Origin of the sequence: Streptomyces caelestis (assembly GCF_014205255.1) — a bacterium.
Taxonomy (GTDB): Bacteria; Actinomycetota; Actinomycetes; order Streptomycetales; family Streptomycetaceae; genus Streptomyces; species Streptomyces caelestis.
The window spans coordinates 5,990,411-6,016,613 of the sequence record NZ_JACHNE010000001.1; the positions used below are offsets into that span (position 1 = coordinate 5,990,411).

The window sequence follows — 26,203 nt, forward strand, 5'->3', positions numbered from 1 at the left end:
CAACCGCTGCGGGCGGCCCCCCCCCCACGCCACGTCCCCTTCTCGCCGTGCGTGGGTGCGGCGAGGCGGTGGTCCCGCTCAGCTGCCCCGGCTGCGGGCAGTCGTGCCGCTGAGGGCGGCACCCGTCGCAAGAGGCGGGACCCCGCCCCGCCGGGCTGCGGACCCACCCGGCCCCGGCAACGACGCCGGTCAGCCCTTGACCGCGCCGCCCAGTGCGAAGCCGCCCCCCAGGCGCCGGGCGATCAGTACGTACAGAAGGATCACCGGCGTCGAGTAGACGAGGGAGAACGCCGCCAACTGCCCGTACGCCACCATCCCCCGGTTCCCGAAGAAGTCGTTGATGCTGACGGACGCCGGCATCTGGTCGGGTGTGAGCAGGAGCATGAAGGGGACGAAGAAGTTGCCCCACATCATGACGAAGCAGAAGACCGTCACGACGGCCACGCCCGGGCCCATCAGGGGCAGCACGACGCGGATCAGTGACTGGAGGGACGAAGCCCCGTCGGTCCAGGCCGCCTCTTCCAGTTCCTTCGGTACGCCGTCCATGAAGTTCTTCATCAGCCAGATGGCGAACGGCAGTTGGGAGGCGGTGAAGAAGAAGACGGTGCCGTGCGTGGTGTCGATCAGGTCCACCTGGACGAAGAGCGCGTAGACCGGGACCATGATCGCGGTGATGGGCAGACTCGTCGCGAAGAGGATCGTCAGCAGGAACGGGCGGTTGAAGCGGGAGCGGAAGCGGGAGAGAGGGTAGGCCGCCAGGGCCGCGCAGACCACCGTCAGCAGCGTCGCGCTGCCGCACAGGACCAGGCTGTTCAGCAACGGCGTGAAGGTGATCTCAGAGGTCAGGATCGCGTCGAAGTTGTCCAGGGTGAGGCCGTCGGGTGCCTTCACCCGGAGGTCGGCGTGAGAGTCCAGGGAGGACAGGCCCACCCAGGCCAGGGGGAGGACGAAGGCCGCGGCGACCACCAGGAGGCCCGCGTCCGCCGCCAGGCGGCGGGTCGTGCGGCGGGAGGCGAGGGTGAGGGCCATGCGGGTCAGACCTCCGTCCGCAGCAGGCGCAGGTAGACGAGGGAGAAGAGGGAGCCGACCAGGAGGAGAAGCAGGGCCACCGCCGTGCCATAGCCGATCAGGCTGTTCTGGAAGGCCTGTTCGTACATGAAGAGGGGCAGTGTCTGGCTTCTGCCTCCGGGGCCGCCTCTCGTCATCACCCAGATCAGGCCGAAGACCGAGAGGGTCTGCAGGGTGTTGAGCATCAGGTTCGTGCCGATGGAGCGGCGGATCATGGGGAGGGTGATGTGCCACAGGCGGCGCCAGCCCCCGGCCCCGTCGACCTCGGCGGCCTCGGTGATCTCCTTGGGGATCTCGTTCAGCGCGGCCGAGTAGACCAGCATGGAGAACGCCGTACCGCGCCAGACGTTGGCGAAGGACACCGCCAGGATGGGCAGCGTGAACAGCCAGTTCTGGGCGGGCAGGTGGAGCTGGTCGAGGACGGCGTTCAGGGTGCCCTCGCGGCGGAAGAAGGCGTAGAGGAGGAAGCCGGCCACCACCTCCGGCAGCACCCAGGCCGTGACCACGATGCCGCCGGTGAGCGTGCGGACCGGTTTCGACGCGCGCCGCATCAGGGCCGCCAGGGCGAGGCCGAGCGTGTTCTGCCCGACCAGTGACGACAGGACGGTGAACACCAGCGTCAGCCATACGGCGTTGAGGAACGCCTCGTCCCCGAAGGCCCGGGTGAAGTTCTCGAAGCCGACGAACGAGTCCTGGGCCTGGCCGGTGAGCTGGAGATCCGTGAAGGCGATGTAGACGCAGTAGGCGATCGGGCCGGCGAGGAAGAGGAGCAGGAGGACGACGGCGGGGGTGAGGGGGAGGGCCCGGACCAGCGAGCCCGGCCGACGCGGGGGGCGGCGGGGAGCCGTGGGGCCGGACGTCTTTCCGAGGTCGGTGTGCGGTGCCGTGGTCGTCATCGGGCGTACCGCCGCCTACCGCTCGACGACCTGGTTGTCCGTGGCGTCCTGCAAGGCGTCCACGTAGGTGCTCGTCGCCTCGTCCACCGACATGTCACCCGTCGTCACACCCTCCATGGCCTCCTGGATGGCCGTGGAGACCTTGGGGTAGGCCGGGTAGGCGGGGCGGTAGTGGGTGTGTCGCACCAGGTCGGTGAAGAACTTGATGCCGGGCTGGGCGGTGACGTACTCGGGGTCCCTCGCCACGTCCTCGCGGACCGCGATGCCGGAGTTGGCGACGTACCACTTCTGCGCGTTGGCCTTGGTCTGCATCGTCTTGATGAACGCGAAGGCCAGGTCCGGGTTGCCGGCCTTGGCCGGGATCGACCAGGTCCAGCCGCCGGACATGCTCACCTCGCCGGGGGCCTGGCCGTGCTGCGTGGGCATGGCGGCGAGGCCGAGCTCCTCGGACCACTCGGGCCACTCGTGGCCGCTGCCGGGCAGCCAGTCCTGCGGCAGCCAGGAGCCGTCGAGGGCGATGCCGAGTCTGCCCTTCGGGAGCCACTCGCCGCGGACCCGGGTCATGACGTTCGGGTCGAGCGCGTCGGAGACGTCCGGGCCCAGTTTCTCCTGGTAGACCGTCTCGACGAAGCCCAGGGCGTCCTCGAAGCCCTGGCCGCCGGCGATCCACTTCTTGCTCGCCTTGTCGTACAGGGGGTCCGTGAGGCCGTCGTTGGTGCCGTAGAGCAGCATCTCGAAGGTCTGCATGGTGGCGGCCTCGCCGACCGGTTTGCCCGTGTAGACGTTGAGCGGGATGACGCCGGGGACCTTCTGTTTGATGGTGCGGGCCGCGGTCAGGACGTCCTTCCAGGTCTTGGGCTGCCAGTCGGCGGGGAGGCCGGCCCTGGCGAAGATGTCCTTGGAGAACCAGAGTCCGCGGGTGTCGGTGCCGTCGGGGACGCCGTACGTCTTGCCGTCCTCGCCCTTGGCCGCCGCCTTCGCCGTGTCGATGAACCGGTTCCAGTCCGGCCACTTGGCGAGGTAGGGATCGAGGGGCTTGAGGTAGCCGCTGGTGATGTCCGAGTTGATGAGGAACGTGTCCTCGTAGACCAGGTCGGGGGCGGTCTTGGGGGAGCGGAGCATCTGCTGGAGCTTGGTGTAGTACTCCGAGTCCGGGGCCTTGATCGGGACCAGCTCGACCTTCTTGCCGGGGTGGGCCTTCTCGAACTGCTTCTTGACGTCCGCGAGATAGGTGTCCATCACCTTGACGGAGTTGTCCGTGGACTGTTTGAAGGAGACCTTCACGGTGTCGGGGCCGCTGCCGGAACCGCCACCGCAGGCGGTGAGGGTGGTCGCGGCGAGGGCTAAGGCGAGGAGAGGTGTGAAAGCGGCGGTGGGGCGCACGGCAGGAACCTCCTACGGACGCACTTCGTTGTGGCCGGGACGGCTGCGTGGTGAACGTAAGTTGGGTGGTCTGGTCAGGTCAATGCGTGTGCGCCGGTTCGATCGCGACCGAGGCCAGCTGACGACCCGTCACTAGCCCGTGACCCAGCGGTACTGCAGCTCCGGTCGCCCCACCGTGCCGTACTGCGGGCGGCGGGCCGCGCGGCCCGCGTCCACCAGGTGTTCCAGGTATCGGCGGGCCGTGATGCGGGAGATGCCCACGGTCTCCGCCACGCCGGCGGCCGTGAGGCCCTCCGCGCTGTCGCGCAGGGCCACCGTCACCCGCTCCAGCGTCGGCGCGCTCAGCCCCTTCGGCAGGGCGGCCGGGCCCGGGGCGCGCAGGGCCGCCAGCGCCCTGTCCACCTCGTCCTGCCCGCTCGCCTCGCCTACCGCGGCGTGGAACTCGGCGTACCGCACGAGGCGGTCCCGCAGGGTCGCGAAGGTGAACGGCTTCAGGACGTACTGCACGACTCCGAGCGAGACACCCTCGCGCACGACTGCCAGATCGCGCGCCGACGTCACCGCGATCACGTCCGCGTGGTGCCCGGCCGTCCGGAGCGACCGTGCCAGTTGCAGTCCGTGGACGTCCGGCAGGTGCAGGTCGAGCAGGAGCAGGTCGACGGGCGTGCGCTCCAGGGCCCGGCGCGCCTCCGCGCCCGTGTGCGCCTTGCCCACGGCGACGAAGCCCGGGACCCGGCCGACGTACATCACGTGCGCGTCCGCGGCGACCGGGTCGTCCTCCACGACCAGGACGCGGATGTCCCTCTCGGGGGTGGTGTCGCTCGTCATACGTAGCCTCCAGCGCCTCTGGACACCGAGGTCCTGGATGTCACGCCCTCGGCCACCGCCCCCGACTCCCGCAGCGGCAGCCGTACCTCGAACTGTGCCCCGCCCCCGTCGGCCTCCGACACCGACAGCGTGCCCTCGTGCCGCTGCACCGCCTGACGTACCAGGGCCAGCCCCAGGCCCCGGCCGCCCGGACCCGCCGGCTTGGTCGAGAAGCCCCGCTGGAAGACGGCCTCGGCGTGCTCCGGGTCCACGCCCGGGCCGGTGTCCGAGACCCTCAGCACCAGCTCCGGGGGGTCATCGAGGGCCTCGGGGTCCTCGGGATCCTCGGTGTCCTGGGTGTAGGCCGCCACCGTCACCCGTGCCCGCACGCTGCCCTGTGCCGCGTCCACGGCGTTGTCGATCAGGTTGCCCAGGATGGTCACCAGGTCCCGCGAGGGGAGGGACTCCGGCAGCAGGCCGTCGTCCAGACTGCTGTCCTCCGACACCATCAGCTCCACGCCCCGCTCGTTCGCCTGGGCCGTCTTGCCCAGCAGCAGTGCCGCCAGCACCGGCTCGCTCACCGCCGCCACGACCTGGTCGGTCAACGCCTGCGCCAGCTCCAGCTCGGCCGTCGCGAACTCCACCGCCTCCTCCGCCCGGCCCAGCTCGATCAGCGAGACGACCGTGTGCAGCCGGTTCGCCGCCTCGTGCGCCTGCGAGCGCAGCGCCTGCGTGAAGCCCCGCTCGGAGTCCAACTCGCCCATCAGGGACTGGAGTTCGGTGACATCGCGCAGGGTGACGACCGTACCGCGCCGCTCACCGCCCGACACCGGCGAGGTGTTGATCACCAGTACCCGCGACGCCGTCAGATGCACCTCGTCCACCCGCGGCTCCGACGCCAGCAGCGCGCCCGTCAGCGGGGCCGGCAGCCCCAGCTCCGCCACCGACCTGCCCACCACGTCCCCGGCCACGCCGAGCAACTCGCGCCCTCCGTCGTTGATCAGCGCCACACGGTACTGCCCGTCCAGCATCAGCAGCCCCTCGCGCACGGCGTGCAGGGCGGCCTGGTGGTAGTCGTGCATCCGGCTGAGCTGGGCCGCGTTCATGCCGTGGGTGTGGCGGCGCAGCCGGGCGTTGATGACGTAGGTGCCGACGGCGCCCAGGACCAGCGCGCCGGCCGCGACGCCGAGCAGGGCCGTGAGCTGGTCCTGCACCCGCTGGGTGATCTCCTCGACCCGGATGCCCGCGCTGACCAGGCCCACGATCTGCGTGCCGTCCTGGATCGGGGTGACGGCGCGGACCGAGGGGCCGAGCGTGCCGGTGTAGGTCTCGGTGAAGGTCTGGCCCTTCAGGGCCTTCTCGGTGTGGCCCCGGAAGGGCTGGCCGATCTGGGCCGGATCGGGATGAGTCCAGCGGATCCCCCGCGGATCCATGATCGTTATGAAGTCGACCTCGGTGTCCCGCATGACCTTCAGCGCGTACGGCTGGAGCTCGGCGGTCGGGTCGGAGGTGCGGGCCGCCTGAAGCACCGAAGGGGAGTCGGCGACCGATCGCGCCACCGCCCTGGCCTGGCGCCGCGCCGCCTCTTCGGCCTGGCTGCGGTCACTGACATAAGTGAACAGCGCGTATCCGGCCACGACGACCGCTATCAGGACGGCCTGCATGGCGAAGAGCTGGCCCGCCAGGCTGCGGGGACCGGGGACGGAGAAGCGCATGTCGTCAGTCTGCCTCGTGGCTGATTGTGAACTATATGAACGGAAGGGTGACCGCGCTCACACAGCAGGACATAGTCACGGCATTCCCCATAACGCATCTCCGGGAGCCCCGCTCCCTTTTTCCCGGACGTGAGCCGCACGCCGGTGATGCCGACGACGTCGTCAAGGAGGGCCGCCGTGACCAGCGCAGCCGATACGGCACCTGCCGCACCAAAAGCCAAGCGGGACCGCACGCACTATCTCTACATCGCGGTGATCATCGCAGTCGCAGCCGGTATCGCGGTGGGTCTGGCCGCACCCGACTTCGCGGTCGGGCTGAAGCCGATCGGCACGGGCTTCGTGAACCTGATCAAGATGATGATCTCGCCGATCATCTTCTGCACGATCGTGCTGGGTATCGGCTCGGTGCGGAAGGCCGCCAAGGTCGGTGCCGTCGGCGGTATCGCCCTGGTCTACTTCACGATCATGTCGCTGGTCGCGCTGGGCATCGGTCTGGTCGTCGGCAACATCCTGGAGCCGGGCACCGGCCTCGCGGTGACCGACGCGATCAAGGACGCCGGTCACGCCCAGGTCGACGCCGAGGCCAAGGACACCACCGAGTTCCTGCTCGGCATCATCCCGACCACGATCGTCTCCGCCTTCACCAACGAGTCGGTCCTCCAGACCCTGCTGATCGCCCTGCTCGCCGGCTTCGCGCTCCAGGGCATGGGCTCGGCCGGCGAGCCGATCCTGCGCGGTATCGAGCACATCCAGCGGCTCGTCTTCCGCATCCTCGCCATGGTGATGTGGGCCGCCCCGATCGGTGCCTTCGGTGCCATCGCCGCCGTCACCGGCTCCGCCGGCCTGGACGCGCTCAAGAGCCTCGCCGTGCTGATGCTCGGCTTCTACGTCACCTGCTTCCTCTTCGTCTTCATCGTGCTCGGCGTCCTGCTGCGCGTGATCTCCGGCCTGAACATCCTCACGCTGTTCAAGTACCTGGGCCGTGAGTTCCTGCTGATCCTGTCGACGTCCTCGTCCGAGTCCGCGCTGCCGCGGCTCATCGCGAAGATGGAGCACCTGGGCGTCAGCAAGCCGGTGGTCGGCATCACCGTCCCGACCGGCTACTCCTTCAACCTCGACGGCACCATGATCTACATGACCATGGCGTCCCTGTTCATCGCCGACGCGATGGGCACGCCGATGTCGATCGGCGAGCAGATCCCGCTGCTGCTCTTCCTGCTGGTCGCCTCCAAGGGCGCCGCCGGTGTCACCGGCGCGGGCCTCGCGACGCTGGCCGGTGGTCTCCAGTCGCACAAGCCGGCCCTGGTGGACGGCATCGGCCTCATCGTCGGCATCGACCGCTTCATGAGCGAGGCCCGCGCGCTGACCAACTTCGCAGGCAACGCCGTGGCCACCGTGCTGATCGGCACCTGGACGAAGGAGATCGACAAGGACCGCGTGAACCAGGTCCTCGCCGGTCAGATCCCCTTCGACGAGAAGACGCTGCTGGACGACGGCCACGGCGGTCCGGCCGAGGACCACGTCGAGGTGCCCGAGCAGGGCGGCGAGAAGGAGCTGGCGAAGGCCTGACGGCCCCGCGCCGCGCCCCGCGAGACTCCGGGCGGCTGAGTGTCCCCCCGTCGCTCAGCCGCCCGGTCCGTACGCAGAGAAGACCATCCGTACGATCAGCCGTACGCAGACGAGATCAATCGTTCAGCTTCGCCACCAGCTCGGTGGCCCTCGAGGCGGGCACGCCCGCCGCGGTCAGCACCGTGACCGCGGCGCAGCGGCCCGCCTCTCGCGCTGCCACGAGTCCGTCGTTCACCGCTTCCATCAGCGCGACCAGAATCTGCTCGTGCACGTAGGCAAGGGCCGGCGCGGGCAGCGGTGAGCTGAAGACGCCCTCGTCGAGGCCGCGCCGGAGCACCCCGGTGGCGGCCTCCCGGACCGGGGTGAGCCGCTCCCTGATGCCCTGCATGGTGACCGTGCGCTGGGCGAGCGCGATCAGCAGCCGGTAGCGGTCGGCGAGCTCCCACACCGCCAGCACCGAGCGGGCCACGGACTCCGCCGGATCCTGCACGCCCTCGCGGCCCGCCGCGTGCGCGGCCGACAGGGCCTGAACCGCCTCGTCGACGAGCGTGCTGATCAGCGCCTCGCGGCTCGGGAAGTGCCCGTACACCGTCCGCCGTACGACGCCCGCAGCGCGTGCGATCTGGTCCATGGACGCGTCGGGGTCGCGCAGCAGCTCGCCGAGGGCGACGTCGAGGATGCGGCGCCGGTTGGCGTCGGCGCGGCTGGTGGTGCCCGTGGTCATGGCCGCCATTGTGCCCCTTCCTCCATCGATTTGCACAGCGCTGTGCAACGGCGTACATTGCACAGCGTTGTGCAAATGCACACCCCTGTGCAAGTCAGTGAGGAAGGCGACCTCTGCCATGCGACTCGTCATGACCGAACCGGCCGAGCGGATGGACCGCCCCTACGCCCGGCGGTGGTGGGCGCTGCTCGTGCTCTGCCTGAGCCTGCTGATCATCGTGATGGCGAACACCGCCCTCACCGTCGCCGCGCCCGACATGACCGAGGATCTCGGCCTGTCCAGCGCCGACCTCCAATGGGTGATCGACGGCTACACCGTCCCGTACGCCGCGCTGATGCTGCTGCTCGGCGCGATAGGTGACAAGTACAGCCGCCGGGGCGCGCTCGTCCTCGGGCTGGTCGTGTTCGGCGGCGGCGCCGTCTCCGGCTACCTCGCCGACAGCGCCACCGCGGTGATCGCCGCACGTGCCGTGATGGGCGCCGGCGCCGCGATGATCATGCCCGCCACGCTGTCCCTGCTCGCGGCGACCTTCCCGCGCGCCGAACGCGCCAAGGCCATCACCCTGTGGACCGCCACGGCCGGGCTCGCCATCGCGGCCGGTCCGCTGGTCGCCGGGGCGCTGCTGGAGCACCACGGCTGGTCGTCGACGTTCCTCATCAACGTCCCCGTCGCCGTCCTGGCCATCGTCGGCGCGTTCGTCCTCGTACCGCCGTCCAGGGCCGGCCACCACGGGCGTATCGACTACGGCGGCGGACTGCTGTCGGTGGTGTGGATCGGCGCACTCGTCTACATGATCATCGAGGGTCCGCACTTCGGCTGGGGCGCCAAGGCCGTCACGGCGGCCGTCGTCGCGGGCGTCGCGCTCGTGGCCTTCGTGCTCTGGGAGCTGCGCCACCCGCGTCCCGTCCTCGACGTGCGCCGCTTCACCGACCGCGGCTTCGCGGGCTCGAACCTCGCCGTCGCCCTGTTCTTCCTGGCCGTCTTCGGAGCCTTCTACTACCTGACCCAGCACCTCCAGTTCGTCCTCGGCTACGACGCCCTGGACACGGGCCTGCGCATGCTGCCGCTGGCCGGTGCCGTCTTCGTGGGCTCCGCGCTCACCGGCTGGCTCACCCCGCGGGTCGGCATGAAGTGGACCGTCACGGCCGGCATGGTCGGCGGTACGGCGGCCCTGGCGCTGCTCACCCAGGTCGACTCCGGGTCGTCGTACGGCGACTTCGTCGCGCCGCTGATCGTGCTCGGCCTCGCGATCGGGCTGGCGCTGTCGCCCTGCACGGACGCGATCATGGGGGCGTTCCCGGAGTCCGAGCTGGGCGTCGGCGGTGCGGTGAACGACACGTCGCTGGAGCTCGGCGGCTCGCTCGGCATCGCCGTCCTCGGCTCGCTGCTGGCCACGTCGTACTCCGGCCATCTCTCGGACGCGACGGCCGGCCGGGGGCTTCCGGCCTCCTCGCTGGAGACGGCGCAGGACTCGGTGGGGGCCGGGTATGCCGTCGCCCAGGGGCTCGGGGACAAGGCGCGGCAGCTGGCCGAGCAGGCGGCGCACACGAGTGACCCGCAGCAGGCGGAGCGGCTCAAGGCGCAGGCCGGGCAACTGGCCGACGGGGCCCGGCAGATGGCCGACGCGGTGGGGGCGTCCTTCTCCGACGCGGTCGCGCACACCAGTCTGGTCGGCGCGGTGGTGCTGGGCGTCGGTACGGTGGCCGTGGCGCTGTTGCTGCCGGGCAGGGGGAAGGCCGTCGAGGAGTCTGCCGAGGAGGGCAGGCAGGCGGAGTCCGTCGGTGCCCGCTGACGAACGGAGGGCGTATGGCGGAGGGGCTCGAGATCATGAGCTCGGACGAGTACCGGGCGCGGTACGGGGCCGAGCGGGAGGCGTCACCTCTGTCCATGGAGCAGATCAGCGGGCTGTTCCACGAGTTCCTGACGGCGGTGGCCCGGCCGAAGCGGCGGGACGGCGACGGCAGCCGGGATCTGTCCCGGCGGCTCCGTGAGCACCTGGGCTCCACTCCGGGGGACCGGCCCGTGGTCAAGGCCGCCTACCCGTCGTACGACCTGCCCCATGTCCATCTCGCGCTGGAGCGCTGGTTCGGCGGGGACGGGCGGTCGTACGAGCTCATCGGGATGCGGGGCGCCCAGCACCACGGTGACCTGACGCTCGGCGACATCCTCGAAGCGTCCGACCGGTACGACCGGTTCACCGTCGGGGCCGTCGACTACGCCCAGCTGCCGGTCTCGCCCGATGCCGAACTCGCCTGCGTCTCCTGCGGTTTCTATCTCGGGGCCGAGGGCGAGGAGCGGTTCGCCGTGCTGTTGCGCGGACCGCAGGACGAGTACGGGCGCGACAAGGTGGAGATCGAGGTGCTGGCCGGGGCGAAGGAGTTCGCCGACCGGCTGCTCGCCGAGATCGACGTGCTGGTGCGCGAGCTCAACATCTTCCGGGGGCAGATCCTGTCCTTCGAGGGCTCGGAGTTCGGCACCGGCCTGGGACCGTTCCGCTTCCACCGCCGGCCCGGACTCACCCGTGACGACATCGTGCTGCCCGACGGGCTCCTGGAGCGGGTGGAGCGGCAGGTCGTGGGCGTGGCCCGGCGCCGGGAGCAACTGCGCGCGGCCGGCCAGCACCTGCGCCGGGGACTGCTGCTCTACGGCCCGCCCGGCACCGGCAAGACCCACACCATCCGCTACCTCCTGGCCCGCCTGCCCGGGTTCACGGTCGTCGTCCTGTCCGGGACGAGCATCGAGGCCATCGGCCCCGCCTGTGCCCTGGCCCGGATGCTCCAGCCCGCGCTGGTCGTCCTGGAGGACTGCGACCTGATCGCCGAGGCCCGCGACCACGGCGGTGGCGAGCAGCCGCTGCTCTTTCAGGTCCTCAACGAGATGGACGGCCTCGGCGACGACGCCGATGTCGCCTTCCTGCTCACCACCAACCGTGCCGACCTGCTGGAACCGGCCCTCGCCCAGCGCCCCGGACGCGTCGACCTGGCCGTGGAGATCCCCCTGCCGGACGCGGACGGCCGGGCCCGTCTGCTCGGCCTGTACGGTTCCGGCCTCGGCCTGGGCCAGGAGATCACCGACGAGGTCGTGGCCCGCACGGAGGGCACGACGGCCTCCTTCACCAAGGAACTCGTCCGCCGGTCCGTCCTGATCGCCGCCGAGCGCGAGTCACCCCGCACCGAGGCGCAGGACGTCCGCGCGGCCCTCGGCGAACTCCTCTCCGACCACGACCGGCTGACCCGGCGACTGCTCGGGGTGCGGGGCGCCGAGGACGCGGAGACGTCCCAGGACGACGACACCTTCGAGTAACCGGCCTCAGGGCCCGGCGGCCTCGTCCAGACGCGCCCGTTCCTCCGAGCTGAGCCGCAGGTCCGCCGCGGCCGCCGAGTCCCTGGCCGTCTCCGGCCGGCTCGCCCCCGGGATCGGGACGACGGCGGGGGAGCGCGCCAGCAGCCAGGCCAGGCCGACCTGCTGGGGACTGACGCCGAGGTCCGCCGCGACCTCGTGGAAGGCGGCCAGGCGATCCCTGCCCTCGGTGCGCGACGGCCCGTCCAGGGAACTGCGGGCCAGCCCGCCCAGCGGGCTCCACGGCAGGAACGCCAGCCCCAGTTCCGCGCACAGCCGCAGCTCCGGCTCGCTGTCCCGGACGGCGGGAGAGTACCGGTTCTGCACCGACACCAGCTTCTCGCCGAGGATCTCCCGCGCCCGGCGGATCTGGTCCGCGTCCGTGTTGGACACCCCGGCCAGCCGGATCGTGCCCGCGTCGAGCAGCTCGCGCAGGGCGCCGACCGACTCCTCGAAGGGCACGTCGGGGTCCGGCTTGTGGAGCTGGTAGAGGCCGATCGCCTCCACACCGAGGCGCTTGCGGGAGGCCTCGGCGGCGGCCTTGAGGTGGCGCGGGGAGCCGTTCACCGTCCAGTCGCCGCCGGCCGGGCGGCCACGGCCGCCCTTCGTCGCCACCAGCACACCGGAGGTGTCCCCGCCGTAGGCGGCCAGCGCGCGGGCCAGCAGACGTTCGTTGTGGCCGGGCTCCGCGCCCGGCAGATGGTACGAGTCGGCCGTGTCCAGGAGGGTCACGCCCGCGTCGAGCGCCGCGTGCACGGTGGCCATCGCCCGCTTCTCGTCCGGCCGGCCCTCGATGGACAGCGGCATCGCGCCGAGCCCGACCGCGCTCACCCGCAGCCCGCCAAGTGTTCTGTACCGCATGTCAGTCGTCCTTCCCGAGCGTCTCGGCGACGGCACGCGGCAGCCACTGCCGGGCGTCGGTGAAGGTGAAGCCGAGCCGGGCGGCCCGGGCGTTGTCCATGCCGTAGGAGCGGCGGAAGGAGAACGGGGAGACCTCGCCGACCTCGACGGGCCGGAACACGGTCCGGCCGCCCGGGACGTGCGCGGCCACGGCCTCGCACAGCTCCCCGGTGGTCAGCGTCCCGCGCGAGGCGGCGTTCACCGGCCCGGTGAAGTCCTCGCCCGCCGCCCAGGCCAGGAAGCGGCCGATCTCCTCGACGTGGACGTACGTGGCGGGCCGGTTCACCACCGGCACGGCGATCGGCTCGCCGGCGCGTATCCGCTCGGCGTAGTGGGCCAGCCGCCCGGTGAAGTCGTCATCCCCGCCCAGCACATGGGCCACCCGCACCGCCGCGTACGGGAACACGGGGCCGTCGGCCGCGAGGACCGCCTCGGCCTGCCGCTTGCCCTCCCCGTAGTTGGCCTCCAGGAACGCCGGATCGTCCCAGGGCAGTTCGAGGTCGACGGTGACCGTGGCCGGGTCGACGGCCTCCTCGCGCACGAGGGCGGGGGAGTCCTCGTACTCGTACACCTCGACCGTGGAGGTCATCACATAGCGGCGGGTACGGCCGGAGAAGACGCGACGGGCGAGGGCCGCCTGGCGGGGGGTGTAGCAGACCTGGTCGACGACGACGTCGAAGAGGCGCGAGCCGAGCGCGCCGGTCAGCGACCGCTCGTCGTCCCGGTCGGCGACCAGATGGTCCACCCCGGCCGGCGGCGGGGAGGAACCCCGGTTCAGCACGGTGACGTGGTGCCCTTCGGCGAGCAGTCGTGCGATCAGACGCTTTCCGACGTAGCGGTTCCCGCCGATGACCAGTATTTCCCGGGCCTTTTCCATGACCATAATTCTCCCGGCGTACCGCTACGCCCTGAAGGGGGAACCATGGGATTTCAGGCCGCCGTACCGAAAGAACCACGGCATCCGCGCGCCGCCGCCGACGAAACCTCGGTGGCCTTCGACGCGCTGGACCGGCAGATCCTCCAGCTGCTCCAGACCGACGGCCGGATCAAGCTCAGCGAGCTGGGCCGCCGGGTCCGGCTCAGCCCCGCGGCGGTCACCGAGCGGGTACGGCGACTGGAGGCGGCCGGCGTGATCAGCGGCTACGGCGCCCATGTCGTGCCGGCCCGGCTCGGCTACGGCATCCAGGCGTTCATCCGGGTCGACCCGCACGGCGGCTACACCCTCAAGCACCCCAGAACCCTGGAGCTGATCGAGCGGCCCGAGATCACCGAGGTGCACCACGTGGTCGGCGAGGACTGCTGGATCCTCAAGGCCGCCGTCCGGGACACCGTCCACCTGGAGGAGGTGCTGGAGGCGGTCTCCGCACTGGGCCGCACGACGACGTCGATCGTGCTGACCTCCCCGGTGGAGCGCAAACCGCTGTTGCCTTGACGTCGGCGTCAAGGACTACGTTCGACGGCGTGCGAATCGGCGAGCTGGCCGCACGGGCCGGGACCACGACGCGGACGCTGCGGTACTACGAGTCGCGGGGGCTGTTGCCCGCGCGGCGTGAGGATGGGGGTCCCCCCTGCTCGAGCGAAGCCGAGAGCTTGGGGGAGGGTACCGGGCGTACGACGAGGGCGACCTGAAGCTGCTGGAGCAGATCAGGACGTTGCAGGACTTCGGGTTCGACCTGGAGGAGACGCGGCCCTTCGTGGAGTGTCTGCGGGCCGGGCACCCCGAGGGCGACACATGTCCGGCCTCGCTCGCGGTCTACCGGCGCAAGCTGGACGAACTCGACTCCCTGCTCGGCCAGCTGACGGCCGTGCGGGAGACGGTCGCCCGGCAGCTGGCGCGGGCCGAGCTGGCCGCCGAGGCGGAGGCTCCGGGTGGCCCGGAGCCGCGGTGCGAGTTGGGGAGGCACACGTGGTGATCGACGTGACGGACGGGGACTTCGAGGCGGAGGTGATCGGCGCGGACCTGCCGGTGCTGGTGGAGTTCACCGCCGACTGGTGTCCGCCCTGCCGGCAGATGGGGCCGGTGCTGAAAGCCCTCGCCTCCGAGGAGGGCGACCGGCTGAAGGTGGTGCAGCTCGACGTGGACGCCAACCCGGAGACCACGAACGCCTACAAGGTGCTGTCGATGCCGACGTTCATGGTGTTCCGCGGCGGTGAGCCCGTGAAGTCGATGGTGGGCGCGCGGGCCAAGCGGCGGCTGCTGGAGGAGCTCGCCGACGTGCTGTAGGCGCCGCGCCCGGAAACGAGGAAATCCCCCGAGCAATTGCGCTCGGGGGATTTCCTTGCGTATATTTGTCTGTTCGTGACTTCAAGTCGATTGACGTCACAGTTAAGTTCAGTGGGCACAGTATATCCGGGCGGGAGCGGAATTGTCAAACACCGAATTTCCGGACGATGAATTGCGGCAGGAGCAGGAATTCATCGACGGGTTGTACGCGCGCGTGGACGCGCTGCGCGGCGACACCGAGACCTCCGTCACGGACGCGCTCGCGCAGGGCAACACCCCCATGCAGGCCAGACTGGAGCGGGACATCCTCGTCGCCGAGCGATCCGGGCTGCTCGCCGCGCTGAACGCGGTGGACGGCTCCCTGTGCTTCGGCCGGATCGACCTCACCTCGGGCGTGACCCACCACATCGGGCGCATCGGCCTGCGCAGGGACGACGCCGACCGCACACCGGTCCTGATCGACTGGCGTGCCGACGTCGCCCGCCCCTTCTACCTGGCCACCGGCCACACCCCGATGGGCCTCAGGCGCCGGCGGCACATCGCCACCGACGGCCGCCGGGTCACCCACCTGCACGACGAGATCCTCGACCTCGGCGACGAGACCCGCACCGGCCACGAGGACCCGTCCGGCGACGCGGTGCTGCTCGCCGCGCTCAACTCCGCCCGCACCGGCCGGATGAGCGACATCGTGCAGACCATCCAGGCCGACCAGGACCGCGTCATCCGCGCCCCGCACCGTGGCGTGCTCGTCGTGGAGGGCGGCCCGGGCACCGGCAAGACGGCCGTCGCCCTGCACCGCGCCGCCTATCTGCTGTACGAGCACCGGGAGCTGCTCGCCAAGCGGGCGGTGCTGATCGTCGGGCCCAACCCGGCGTTCCTCGGCTACATCGGCGAGGTGCTGCCCTCCCTCGGCGAGACCGGCGTGCTCCTCGCGACCGTCGGCGAACTGTTCCCCGGCGTGAAGGCGACCGCCACCGACACGCCCGAGGCCGCCGCCGTGAAGGGCCGCGCCGAGATGGCCGACGTCCTCGCCGAGGTCGTGCGCAGCCGGCAGGCGCTGCCCGACCCGGTGATCGCCGTCGAGCACGAACGCGAAGTGCTCATGCTGGACGACGGCCTGGTGAACGTCGCCCGCGAGCGCACCCGCGCCGCGAAGCTGCCGCACAACGCGGCCCGCGAGCACTTCGAGGGGCACATCCTCAACACCCTCACCGAGCTGTACGCCGAGCGGATCGGCACCGACCCGTTCGACGGGTCCAGCCTGCTCGACCCCAGCGACATCACCCAGATCCGCGACGACCTCGCCGAGAACCCCGAGGTGTGGGCGGCCATCGACCAGCTGTGGCCGTTGCTGAGCCCGCAGCGGCTCGTCGCCGACTTCCTCGCCGCGCCGGAGGAGTTCCTGTCCCCCGAGGACGCCGACGCCGTACGCCGCCCGGTGACCCGGCGCTGGACCGTCGCCGACGTGCCGCTGCTCGACGAGGCCGCCGAACTCCTCGGCGACGACGACCGGCTGGCCCGGGAGCGCGCGCAGCGCGAGCGGGAGCGGCAGATCGCCTACGCGCAGGGCGTGCTGGACGTGTCGTACGCCTCCCGGACCTACGAGTTCGAGGACAAGGAGGAGGACGACCCCGAGTCCTCCGAGGTGCTTTCCGCGCACGACATCATCGACGCCGAGCGGTTCGCCGAACGGCACGAGGAGGACGACCACCGCAGTGCCGCCGAGCGCGCCGCCGCCGACCGCACCTGGGCGTTCGGGCACATCATCGTCGACGAGGCGCAGGAGCTGTCGCCGATGGCGTGGCGGCTGCTGATGCGGCGCAGCCCGACCCGCTCGATGACCCTGGTCGGCGACCCCGCGCAGACGGCGGAGGCGGCCGGTGTCGGCTCCTGGGCGGGCATCCTCGCCCCGTACGTGGAGGACCGCTGGGAGCACACGCGGCTGGGCGTCAACTACCGCACCCCGGCCGAGATCATGGACGTCGCCGCGGCCGTGGTCCGCGCCGAGCACCCGGAGTTCGAGCCGCCGAGCTCGGTCCGCTCCACGGGCGTACGGCCCTGGGCGCGGGCCACCGACGACCTCCCCGGCGCCGTCGCCAAGGCGGTCGGGGAACTCACCCCCGCCGAGGGGCGGCTCGCGGTGATCGCCCCGCGCGACCTCCACCGAGGCCTGGCGGCCCGGCTGGACGGCGTGACGGCGGGCGCCGAACCCGACCTCACCCGGACGGTCGTCCTCCTCGACCCGCGCCAGGCCAAGGGCCTGGAGTTCGACTCCGTCCTCGTGGTCGAGCCCGGCCGCTACGGCACCAGCGACCTGTACGTGGCCCTGACCCGGGCCACCCAGAGGCTCGGCGTGCTGCACACCGGGGAGCTGCCGAAGGCCCTGTCCGAGCACTTCGGGTAAGGGCGGCGGTTCGCCGAGCCGCCTCGGGGTGTCCTCTCCGGGCGAGATTCCCAGGACCTTCCCGGTCAGGACACCGCCGCCTTCCGGGCGCGGAGCTCGGTCGCGTAGCCCGCGCCGACGCAGAACAGGGCGGCGGCCAGGGCGCAGGACAGGGACGCCCAGTTCATCCACCCGTAGAAAGAGTCGCTGGAGTAGACCGTGCCGTCGTCGCGGACGCAGTCGAAGCGGAGCGGCAGGTACGAGGAGCGGTGGTGGGTGAGGCCCTGGACCGTGGCCGGGTCGAAGCCGTCGAGGCAGGCGGGAGCCGGGACCGAGGCCGTGCCGTCGCTGAACGCCTGCTCCGAGTCCCAGACGGTGAAGAGCCCCAGGGAGTAGACGGACACGGCCGCCCACGCGGCCATGGCCGCCGCACGGCCCAGCAGATGCCGCGGCCAGGGCTCGGGCCGGCCCGGAAGGGCCATCGCGAGGACTCCCGCGGCGGCGATGAGCGCGCCGACGGCACAGGCGGCGGAGATACCGAGACCGATCAGCACGTCCGTCCCTCCCCGCCGTGCGGAGGAACGGCGGGAAGCGGCGCGGGAAGTGGGATGGCTCGGCGCATGCCGCCACCCCACCAGGGCCCGAGCCGACGGTCTGTGACGGAAGCCACTCCTCCCGTCACAGTGGTGTCACACCCCGCCTACGCCGGGCGCAGCCACACCGTCGACAGCGGTGGCAGGGTCAGCCGGATGCTCGCCGGGCGGCCGTGCCAGGGCTGGGCCTCGGGCTTGACCGGGTCGGGGTTGGTGACGTCGCTGCCGCCGTAGCAGGCGGCGTCGCTGTTGACCGCCTCGTGCCAGGCCGGGACGTCCTCGGGTACGCCCAGGCGGTAGTCCTGGCGGACGACCGGCGCGAAGTTGGACACCGACAGCAGCGGGTTGCCCTCCGGGTCCAGCCTCAAGAACGCCAGGACGTTGTCGTCGGCGGCGTCTCCGACCACCCACTCGAAACCGGCCGGGTCCGTGTCGAGCCGCCACAGCGCCGGGGTCGCGCGGTACACCGTGTTGAGGTCGCGGACCAGATCACGCACGCCCCGGTGCTCCGGCTCGGCCCCGTAGCCCGGATCGAGGAGCCACCAGTCCGGGCCGTGCACCTCGGACCACTCGGCGCCCTGGGCGAACTCCTGCCCCATGAACAGCAGCTGCTTGCCGGGGTGGGCCCACATGAAGCCCAGATACGCCCGGTGGCCCGCGCGCTGCTGCCACCAGTCGCCCGGCATCTTCGACACCAGGGAGCGCTTGCCGTGCACGACCTCGTCGTGGGAGATCGGCAGGACGTAGTTCTCGCTGTACGCGTACACCATCGAGAACGTCATCTCGTGGTGGTGGTACTTGCGGTACACCGGCTCGTGGCTCATGTACTGGAGCGAGTCGTGCATCCACCCCATGTTCCACTTCAGCCCGAACCCGAGCCCGCCGAAGCCGCTCGGGCCCTTGTGGTGGGTGGCCCGGGTGACGCCGTCCCAGGCGGTCGACTCCTCGGCGATCGTGACCACGCCGGGCACCCTGCGGTAGAGCGTGGCGTTCATCTCCTGGAGGAACGCCACCGCGTCCAGGTTCTCCCGGCCGCCGTGCTCGTTGGGCGTCCACTGGCCCGGCTCGCGCGAGTAGTCGAGGTAGAGCATCGACGCCACCGCGTCCACGCGCAGCCCGTCGATGTGGAACTCCTCGCACCAGTACAGGGCGTTCGCGACGAGGAAGTTGCGCACCTCGTTGCGCCCGTAGTCGAACTCCAGCGTGCCCCAGTCGGGGTGCGCGGCCCGCAGCGGATCCGCGTGCTCGTACAGGGGCCGGCCGTCGAACTCCGCGAGCGCCCAGTCGTCGCGCGGGAAGTGGGCGGGCACCCAGTCCATCAGCACGCCGATGCCGGCCTGGTGCAGCGAGTCGACCAGGAACCGGAAGTCGTCGGGCGTGCCCAGCCGGGCCGTCGGCGCGTAGAAGCCGGTGACCTGGTACCCCCAGGAGCCGCCGAACGGATGCTCGGCGACCGGCATCAGCTCGACGTGCGTGAAGCCGAGGTCCTTCACGTACCGCGGGAGCTGCTCCGCCAGTTGACGGTACGTCAGCCCCGGCCGCCAGGACGGCAGGTGCACCTCGTACACGGAGAACGGGGCCTCGTGCGCCGGTGCCTGAGCGCGCCGGGCCAGCCACTCGGCGTCGCCCCACTCGTACCGGGAGGACGTGATGACCGACGAGGTCGCGGGCGGCACCTCCGTGCGGCGGGCGAGCGGGTCGGCGCGCATCGTCTTCGAGCCGTCGGGGCGGGTGATCTCGAACTTGTACAGCTCGCCCTCGCCGATGTCCGGCAGGAACAGCTCCCACACGCCCGACGAGCCCAGCGACCGCATGACGTGGCCGGTACCGTCCCAGAAGTTGAAGGTGCCGGCCACGCGCACGCCGAGCGCGTTCGGCGCCCACACCGAGAACCGGGTGCCGGTGACGCCCTGGTGGGTCATCGGGTGCGCGCCCAGCGCCGTCCACAGCTCCTCGTGCCGGCCCTCACCGATCAGGTGCAGGTCGAGGTCACCCAGCGTGGGCAGGAAACGGTAGGTGTCCTCGGTGTCCAGGACCGTCCCCTCGTACTCCACGAGCAGCCGGTACTCCGGGACCTCCCGCAGCGGCAGCAGCCCGGAGAAGAACCCCTCCCCGTCGTCGTCCAGCTCCGCCCGCACCTCCCCGGCGACGACGGTCACCGCCAGGGCGTACGGCCGGAACGCCCGGAACGCGATCCCGCCGGGCACGGGGTGTGCGCCGAGCACGGAGTGCGGGTTGTGGTGCGTGCCGTTGAGCAGCCGCTCCCGGTCCGGCGCTCCGAGGGCGGGGGAGCCGGCGATCTCCATCTCCGGCGGGGTGGTCTGGGGCGGGGCTGCGGCGGCCGTCCCGGCGGTGGCCTTCTTGGCGGTGGCCTTCTTCGTGGGCGCCTTCTTGGCGGGTGCCTTGGCGGCGGTGGCCTTGGTGGCTGCCGCCTTCGCCGGCGTGGCCTTCTTGGCGACCGCCTTCACGGCTGTCGCCTTCTTGGCCGTCGCCTTGGTGGCCGTCGCCTTGGTGGCTGTGGCCTTCTTCGCCGTCGTCTTCTTCGCCGTCGTCTTCTTGGCGGCCGTCTTCGTCGGGGCCGCCTTCTCGGGGGCGACCGTCGTCGGGGCCGCCTTCTCGGCCGTGGCCTTCGTCGCGGTCGCCTTCGCAGGAGCCGCCTTCTTCGCGACGGCCTTCTTCTTCTCCGCAGCCTTCTTCGCGACGGCCTTCTTCGCGGTCGTCTTGGCCGGGGCGGTCTTCTTGGCCGTGGCCTTCGCCGCGGGTGACTGCGCGGCGGGCGTCTTCTTGGCGGCGGCCTTCTTCGCGGGGGCCGTCGCCTTCTTGGCGGCGGCCTGTTTCGGCACCGCCGTCTTCTTCGCGGCACTCTTCTTCTGGGCGGCCGTGGGCTGCTCGGGGATCTTCTCCCCGGCCGTCCCCTTGGGACGGGAACCGCTGGACTCAGGACGGGGGGTCACGGGCGGAGCCTCCAGGACGCAGGTGGGTCAGTCAGATCGGGTCAGGTGGCCGGACGAGGCCAGCCGGTCTATGGCGGCCAGCGGCACCGGCAGCCAGTCGGGGCGGTGCCGGGCCTCGTACACCACCTCGTAGATCGCCTTGTCCGTCTCGTAGGCACGCAGCAGCACCGGGTCGGTGCGCGGATCGAGGCCGGAGGCCTCGGCGTACCCGGAGCAGTACGCGGACCGGCAGGTCTCGGCCCAGTCCGGCTGGGGCGGATCGGCCGAGCGGGCCGCGTAGTCGAAGGACCGCAGCATGCCGGCGACGTCCCGGACCGCGGGCTGCGGCATGCGCCGCTCGGCGAGCGGCCGGGCCGGCTCGCCCTCGAAGTCGATCAGCCACCACTCGCCGGCCGGCGAGCGCAGGCACTGTCCGAGGTGCAGATCGCCGTGCACGCGCTGCGCGGTCCAGGTGCGGCCCTCGGCGGCCAGATCGCCCAGCGCCGTGAACGCCGACCGCAGCCCGCCGGCGTACGGCCGCAGCGCGGGCACCGCCTGGACGGCCGCCTCCAGCCGCTCGATCATGCCATCCACCATGAACTGGAGCTGCATGTGACCGAGCGTGACCGTCGGCAGCGCGCGGGCCAGCGCGGTGTGCACCTCGGCGGTGGCCCGCCCCAGCGCCCGCGCCTCGGCGCCGAAGTCCTCGCCCTTGGCCAGCTCGCGCAGCGCCAGCTCCCAGCCGTCGGAGGCGCCCTGCACGAACGGCTGGAGTACCCCCAGCACGTACAGCTGGCCGGCCAGGTCGGCGGGGCCGGACGAGAGCACCGGGTCCGCCGCGGGGTCGACGTCCGCGACCATCCAGGCCGTCGGCGCGGGCACCCGGGGGCAGCCCGCGCGGGCCAGCGCCAGCGGCAGCTCCAGGTCCGGGTTGACCCCGGGCACGATCCGGCGCAACAGCTTCAGGATGAACGTATCTCCGTAGACGATCGACGAGTTGGACTGCTCCGCGGTCACCACGCGCGGCACCAGACCGGACCGGATCTCCTGGTCGAGGTCCCGCTCGAAGCGGAGCCCGCCGATCCGGGCCTGGGTGCGCAGCGCCTCCAGGAGCAGCTCGGCGGGCCTGCCGTCGTGCAGGGCGTCGTAGGCCGTCCGGCCGGCCAGCGGCCCCGTCGACAGGTGTCCGATCAGCGCGGGCGCCAGCCGAGGCGGCAGCGCCTCGCGCACGCCTATCAGCAGCTGGTAGCAGTCGCCTGGGTGGCCGGGCGCGCCATGGGACGGCACGAGTGGCTGATGGGCGCGGACCAGCAGGTGGTACAGGCCGAGTTTGCCCGTGGCCGGTAGCAGCTCGGTGGCCTCGACGAGCGTGAACCCGGTGACCGGTCGTCCCTTGCCCGCGAACCAGCGCTGCCGCGGCAGCCACTCCCGCAGCAGGGGATCGAGGGAGGCAAGAAGGCCGGGCGGGGTGGTGACGGTGCGTGTGACGGCTTCCGACATGGCGTCGCGTCCTTTCACCCATGATTGGTGCGCCTCCGGGGCCTTCAGCAGGTGCCGACGGCGCCCCTCCGGCTCACGCGGGTGGGCGGCGGGGTGTTACTGATGCGTGCCCCGGGCGGGGCGGGAGAAACGCCCCGCCACGGGGGTTTGCGGCCCGCCCCGCAATTCAGGCCTCATCAGGTCGTCTCAGACCGTCTCAGGCCTCACAAGGCGTCCTTGCGGAGCCGGAACCAGTAGAACCCGTGACCTGCCAGCGTCAGCAGATACGGCAGCTCGCCGATCGCCGGGAAACGGACCCCGCCGAACAGCTCCACCGGGTGCCGCCCCTCGAAGGCGCTCAGATCCAGCTCCGTGGGCTGCGCGAACCGCGAGAAGTTGTTCACGCACAGCACCAGGTCGTCCTCGTACTCCCGCAGGAACGCCAGCACCGCCGGGTTCGTCGACGGCAGCTCGGTGTACGAGCCGAGACCGAAGGCCGGGTTCTGCTTGCGGATCTCGATCATGCGGCGGGTCCAGTGCAGCAGCGACGACGGCGACGCCATCGACGCCTCGACGTTCGTGACCTGGTAGCCGTGGACCGGGTCCATGATCGTGGGCAGGAACAGCCGTCCCGGATCGCACGAGGAGAACCCGGCGTTGCGATCCGGCGTCCACTGCATCGGCGTGCGCACGGCGTCGCGGTCGCCGAGCCAGATGTTGTCGCCCATACCGATCTCGTCGCCGTAGTAGAGGATCGGCGAGCCCGGCAGTGACAGCAGCAGGGCCGTGAACAGCTCGATCTGGTTGCGGTCGTTGTCCAGCAGCGGGGCGAGGCGCCTGCGGATGCCGATGTTGGCGCGCATGCGGGGGTCTTTGGCGTACTCCGCCCACATGTAGTCGCGCTCTTCGTCGGTGACCATTTCGAGCGTCAGCTCGTCGTGGTTGCGCAGGAAGATGCCCCACTGGCAGCCCGAGGGGATGGCCGGGGTCTTGGCCAGGATCTCGGAGACCGGGTAGCGGGATTCCCGCCGTACGGCCATGAAGATGCGCGGCATGACCGGGAAGTGGAAGGCCATGTGGCACTCGTCGCCGCCGCTCGGGTAGTCGCCGAAGTAGTCGACGACGTCCTCGGGCCACTGGTTGGCCTCGGCGAGCAAGACCGTGTCCGGGTACTGGGCGTCGATCTCCTTGCGCACCCGCTTCAGGAAGTCGTGCGTGGCCGGGAGGTTCTCGCAGTTGGTGCCCTCCTCCTGGTACAGGTACGGCACCGCGTCCAGCCGGAAGCCGTCGATGCCCAGGTCCAGCCAGAACTTCAGCGCGGAGATCATCTCCTCCTGCACGGCCGGGTTCTCGTAGTTGAGGTCCGGCTGGTGGGAGAAGAAGCGGTGCCAGTAGTACTGCTTGCGGACCGGGTCGTAGGTCCAGTTGGAGGCCTCGGTGTCGACGAAGATGATCCGCGCGTCCTGGAACTGCTTGTCGTCGTCCGCCCACACGTAGTAGTCGCCGTAGGGGCCGTCGGGGTCCTTCCTCGACTCCTGGAACCACGGGTGCTGGTCGCTGGTGTGGTTCATGACGAAGTCGATGATCACGCGCATGCCGCGCTGGTGGGCGGCGTCGACGAACTCCACGAAGTCGGCCAGGTCACCGAACTCCGGCAGCACGGCGGTGTAGTCGGAGACGTCGTAGCCGCCGTCCCGGAGCGGTGACTTGAAGAACGGCGGCAGCCACAGGCAGTCGACGCCGAGCCACTGCAGGTAGTCGAGCTTGGCGGTCAGGCCTTTGAGGTCACCGACGCCGTCACCGTTGCTGTCCTGGAACGAGCGGACGAGTACCTCGTAGAAGACGGCGCGTTTGAACCACTCGGGGTCGCGGTCCCTGGCAGGAGTGTCCTCGAAGGTGTCCTGAACGGGTTCGTTGACGATCATGTTGTGGGTGACCCTCCGATCTGCGGGGTGGACGGTCGCAGAACCGAGAAGACATGCGCGGGCCTGTGGCCCGGTTCGAGGCGCACATAATTGGCCCTGCCCCAGTGATAGGTCTCGCCGGTGAGCTCGTCGCGCACCGGTACCGACTCGTGCCAGTCCAGGCCGAGTTGCGGCATGTCCAACGAGACGGTGGCCTCCTGGGTGTGGTGGGGGTCGAGGTTGGCGACCACCAGAACCGTGTTCGAACCCTTCCGCTTCGAGTAGGCGATCACCGCTTCCTGGTCCGCGTGGTGGAAGTGGACGTCGCGCAGCTGCTGGAGTGCCGGGTTCTCCCGGCGGATGGTGTTGAGTTTGGTGATCAGCGGGGTGATGGTGCGGCCCTCGCGTTCGGCGGCTTCCCAGTCGCGGTGCCTGAGCTGGTACTTCTCCGAGTCGAGGTACTCCTCGCTGCCCTCTCTGAGCGGGGTGTTCTCGCACAGCTCGTAGCCGGAGTAGATGCCCCAGGTCGGCGAGAGGGTGGCCGCGAGGACGGCCCGGACCTCGAAGGCGGGGCGGCCGCCGTGCTGGAGGTAGGCGTGCAGGATGTCGGGGGTGTTGGCGAAGAAGTTCGGCCGCATGTAGGAGGCGGCCTCGCCCGACAGCTCCGTGAGGTACTCGGTCAGCTCCTCCTTGGAGTTGCGCCAGGTGAAGTACGTGTAGGACTGCTGGAAGCCGATCTGGGCGAGGGTGTGCATCATCGCCGGGCGGGTGAACGCCTCGGCCAGGAAGATCACGTCGGGGTCGGTGCGGTTGATGTCCGCGATGACCCGTTCCCAGAAGACGACCGGCTTGGTGTGCGGGTTGTCCACCCGGAAGATCCGCACGCCGCGGTCCATCCAGTGCCGCAGCACCCGGCAGGTCTCGGCGATGAGGCCGTCCATGTCGGCGTCGAAGGCGACGGGGTAGATGTCCTGGTACTTCTTCGGCGGGTTCTCCGCGTAGGCGATGGTGCCGTCGGGGCGGTGGTGGAACCACTCGGGGTGTTTGTGCACCCAGGGGTGGTCCGGGGAGCACTGCAGCGCGAAGTCCAGCGCGATCTCCAGCCCCAGATCCCGTGCCTGGCCGACGAACCAGGTGAAGTCCTCCAGGGTGCCCAGGGCGGGGTGGACGGCGTCGTGGCCGCCCTCGGGTGAGCCGATCGCCCAGGGCACGCCGACGTCGTCGGGGCCGGGGGAGAGGGTGTTGTTCCTGCCCTTGCGGAAGGTGGTGCCGATGGGGTGGATGGGGGGCAGGTAGACCACGTCGAAGCCCATCGCCGCGATGGCCGGCAGTCTGCGGGCGGCGGTGCGGAAGGTGCCGTGCGGCTGCCGGCGGGTGCCCTCGGAGCGGGGGAAGAACTCGTACCAGGAGCCGTACAGGGCCCGTTCCCGCTCGACGAGGAGGGGCAGTGGCTCGGAGGTGGTGACCAGGTCCCGCAGCGGATGCCGGGCCAGGACCTCGTCCACCTGAGGCGTCAGCGCCGCCGCCAGCCGCGCCGCCGCCGGGCGGTTCTCGTCCCGCAGGGCCGCGACGGCCGCGAGGACCACGTCCCGCCGGCCCCCTTCCTCGGGCACACCGGCGGCCGCCCTCTCGTACAGACGCGCGCCCTCCTCCAGGACGATGTCCGTGTCCATGCCCGCCGGGATCTTGATCTGCGCGTGATGGCGCCAGGTGCTGACCGGGTCGCCCCACGCCTCGACGGTGAACGTCCACAGGCCGGGCTCCCCGGCGGTGACCTCGGCGCCCCACCGGTCCGTCCCGGGGGCCAGCTCACGCATCGGCGTCCACGGGCCGGGGCGGCCCTCGGGATCCTTCAGGACGACATTGGCGGCGACCGCGTCGTGCCCCTCCCGGAACACGGTCGCCGAGATCTCGAAGGTCTCGCCGGTCACGGCCTTGGCCGGCCGGCGTCCGCGCTGGACGACCGGGCGGACATCGAGAACGGGTATGCGCCCGACGGCGGTCGTCTCGCCCACGGGGGGTGGTTGCGGGATCTGCGGACCGGCGTCGGCCGGGCGCGCGGGACGGGACTCGCCGTCGGGCGCGCGCGCCCCGGTGCGGCGGGTGGGGGGTGGTGACGAATGGTGCTTGGCGGGCATGACCGCTCCTGTCCGCGTCAACGTGGGTGGGCGGATGTCTGTGGGGAGGTGGGTCCTGCATGGTGCTCCTGAGAGGGGTACCCGGAGGAGCCTTCCCACCCTATTCGGGTGAGCAATCCGGCAGGTTGCTAACTACTCACGCGTATGT

The 26,203-nt window shown here is 71.1% G+C and carries 19 protein-coding genes and 1 pseudogene; 7 read left to right on the plus strand and 13 right to left on the minus strand.

Going from position 1 to position 26,203, the window contains the following annotated elements; genetic code table 11:
* Positions 1–189: 189 nt before the first annotated feature.
* From HDA41_RS27640 to HDA41_RS27660, 5 genes are all read right to left on the minus strand, one after another.
* Positions 190–1,029 (minus strand): carbohydrate ABC transporter permease, encoded by an 840-nt coding sequence (locus HDA41_RS27640; protein ID WP_184988290.1) that lies wholly within the window; start codon positions 1,027–1,029, stop codon positions 190–192.
* A 5-nt stretch (positions 1,030–1,034) separates the two neighbouring features.
* Positions 1,035–1,964: a carbohydrate ABC transporter permease gene (locus tag HDA41_RS27645; RefSeq protein WP_184988293.1), complete on the minus strand. Its 930-nt coding sequence runs from the start codon at positions 1,962–1,964 to the stop codon at positions 1,035–1,037.
* A gap of 15 nt (positions 1,965–1,979) precedes the next feature.
* Complete coding sequence (locus tag HDA41_RS27650; protein ID WP_184988296.1) at positions 1,980–3,347, minus strand: extracellular solute-binding protein; 1,368 nt, start codon at positions 3,345–3,347, stop codon at positions 1,980–1,982.
* 132 nt (positions 3,348–3,479) lie between these two features.
* Positions 3,480–4,175 carry a response regulator gene (locus tag HDA41_RS27655; RefSeq protein ID WP_184988299.1) on the minus strand — a complete coding sequence of 232 codons (696 nt, stop codon included), beginning with the start codon at positions 4,173–4,175 and terminating at the stop codon, positions 3,480–3,482.
* Positions 4,172–5,869, minus strand: coding sequence for a sensor histidine kinase (locus tag HDA41_RS27660; RefSeq protein ID WP_184988302.1), 1,698 nt, complete (start codon positions 5,867–5,869; stop codon positions 4,172–4,174). The genes HDA41_RS27655 and HDA41_RS27660 overlap by 4 nt, the downstream gene beginning before the upstream one ends.
* Before the next feature lie 177 nt (positions 5,870–6,046).
* On the opposite strand from HDA41_RS27660, the gene HDA41_RS27665 reads away from it, so the two are divergent.
* On the plus strand, positions 6,047–7,438 hold the full coding sequence (locus HDA41_RS27665; protein WP_184988305.1) for a cation:dicarboxylate symporter family transporter: 1,392 nt from the start codon (positions 6,047–6,049) through the stop codon (positions 7,436–7,438).
* Positions 7,439–7,553: 115 nt separating this feature from the next.
* Here the strand turns inward: HDA41_RS27665 and HDA41_RS27670 are convergent, their stop codons facing one another.
* Positions 7,554–8,171 carry a TetR/AcrR family transcriptional regulator gene (locus HDA41_RS27670; RefSeq protein WP_184988308.1) on the minus strand — a complete coding sequence of 206 codons (618 nt, stop codon included), beginning with the start codon at positions 8,169–8,171 and terminating at the stop codon, positions 7,554–7,556.
* A gap of 109 nt (positions 8,172–8,280) precedes the next feature.
* Between HDA41_RS27670 and HDA41_RS27675 the strand changes: the two genes are divergently transcribed.
* Positions 8,281–9,954: a DHA2 family efflux MFS transporter permease subunit gene (locus HDA41_RS27675; protein ID WP_184988311.1), complete on the plus strand. Its 1,674-nt coding sequence runs from the start codon at positions 8,281–8,283 to the stop codon at positions 9,952–9,954.
* A 14-nt stretch (positions 9,955–9,968) separates the two neighbouring features.
* Positions 9,969–11,465: an AAA family ATPase gene (locus HDA41_RS27680; protein WP_184988314.1), complete on the plus strand. Its 1,497-nt coding sequence runs from the start codon at positions 9,969–9,971 to the stop codon at positions 11,463–11,465.
* A gap of 6 nt (positions 11,466–11,471) precedes the next feature.
* Here the strand turns inward: HDA41_RS27680 and HDA41_RS27685 are convergent, their stop codons facing one another.
* Positions 11,472–12,362, minus strand: coding sequence for an aldo/keto reductase (locus HDA41_RS27685; protein WP_184988317.1), 891 nt, complete (start codon positions 12,360–12,362; stop codon positions 11,472–11,474).
* Position 12,363: 1 nt separating this feature from the next.
* Positions 12,364–13,278 carry an NAD-dependent epimerase/dehydratase family protein gene (locus HDA41_RS27690; protein ID WP_376706822.1) on the minus strand — a complete coding sequence of 305 codons (915 nt, stop codon included), beginning with the start codon at positions 13,276–13,278 and terminating at the stop codon, positions 12,364–12,366.
* Positions 13,279–13,323: 45 nt separating this feature from the next.
* Here HDA41_RS27690 and HDA41_RS27695 point away from each other — a divergent pair, with 45 nt between their 5' ends.
* The 4 genes and pseudogenes from HDA41_RS27695 (at position 13,324) to HDA41_RS27710 (ending at position 17,029) form a co-directional block, all read left to right on the plus strand.
* Complete coding sequence (locus HDA41_RS27695; protein ID WP_221511613.1) at positions 13,324–13,833, plus strand: Lrp/AsnC family transcriptional regulator; 510 nt, start codon at positions 13,324–13,326, stop codon at positions 13,831–13,833.
* Between the two features lie 29 nt (positions 13,834–13,862).
* Positions 13,863–14,314 (plus strand): annotated as a pseudogene (locus HDA41_RS27700) (MerR family transcriptional regulator).
* Entirely contained in the window at positions 14,311–14,625 is a 315-nt protein-coding gene (locus HDA41_RS27705; RefSeq protein WP_184993783.1) for a thioredoxin family protein, read from the plus strand. Before HDA41_RS27700 ends, HDA41_RS27705 begins: the two are co-directional and overlap by 4 nt.
* A 142-nt stretch (positions 14,626–14,767) precedes the next feature.
* Positions 14,768–17,029: a HelD family protein gene (locus HDA41_RS27710; RefSeq protein WP_230299440.1), complete on the plus strand. Its 2,262-nt coding sequence runs from the start codon at positions 14,768–14,770 to the stop codon at positions 17,027–17,029.
* A gap of 65 nt (positions 17,030–17,094) precedes the next feature.
* Here the strand turns inward: HDA41_RS27710 and HDA41_RS27715 are convergent, their stop codons facing one another.
* The 5 genes from HDA41_RS27715 to HDA41_RS27735 form a co-directional block, all read right to left on the minus strand.
* Positions 17,095–17,562, minus strand: coding sequence for a hypothetical protein (locus HDA41_RS27715; protein ID WP_184988323.1), 468 nt, complete (start codon positions 17,560–17,562; stop codon positions 17,095–17,097).
* A gap of 146 nt (positions 17,563–17,708) precedes the next feature.
* Entirely contained in the window at positions 17,709–20,555 is a 2,847-nt protein-coding gene (gene glgB / locus HDA41_RS27720; protein ID WP_184988326.1) for a 1,4-alpha-glucan branching enzyme, read from the minus strand.
* A gap of 27 nt (positions 20,556–20,582) precedes the next feature.
* Positions 20,583–22,034 (minus strand): maltokinase N-terminal cap-like domain-containing protein, encoded by a 1,452-nt coding sequence (locus HDA41_RS27725; protein WP_184988328.1) that lies wholly within the window; start codon positions 22,032–22,034, stop codon positions 20,583–20,585.
* 203 nt (positions 22,035–22,237) lie between these two features.
* Positions 22,238–23,938 (minus strand): maltose alpha-D-glucosyltransferase, encoded by a 1,701-nt coding sequence (gene treS, locus HDA41_RS27730; protein WP_184988331.1) that lies wholly within the window; start codon positions 23,936–23,938, stop codon positions 22,238–22,240.
* Positions 23,935–26,055: an alpha-1,4-glucan--maltose-1-phosphate maltosyltransferase gene (locus HDA41_RS27735; RefSeq protein WP_221511614.1), complete on the minus strand. Its 2,121-nt coding sequence runs from the start codon at positions 26,053–26,055 to the stop codon at positions 23,935–23,937. Before HDA41_RS27735 ends, treS begins: the two co-directional genes overlap by 4 nt.
* Positions 26,056–26,203: the final 148 nt, after the last annotated feature.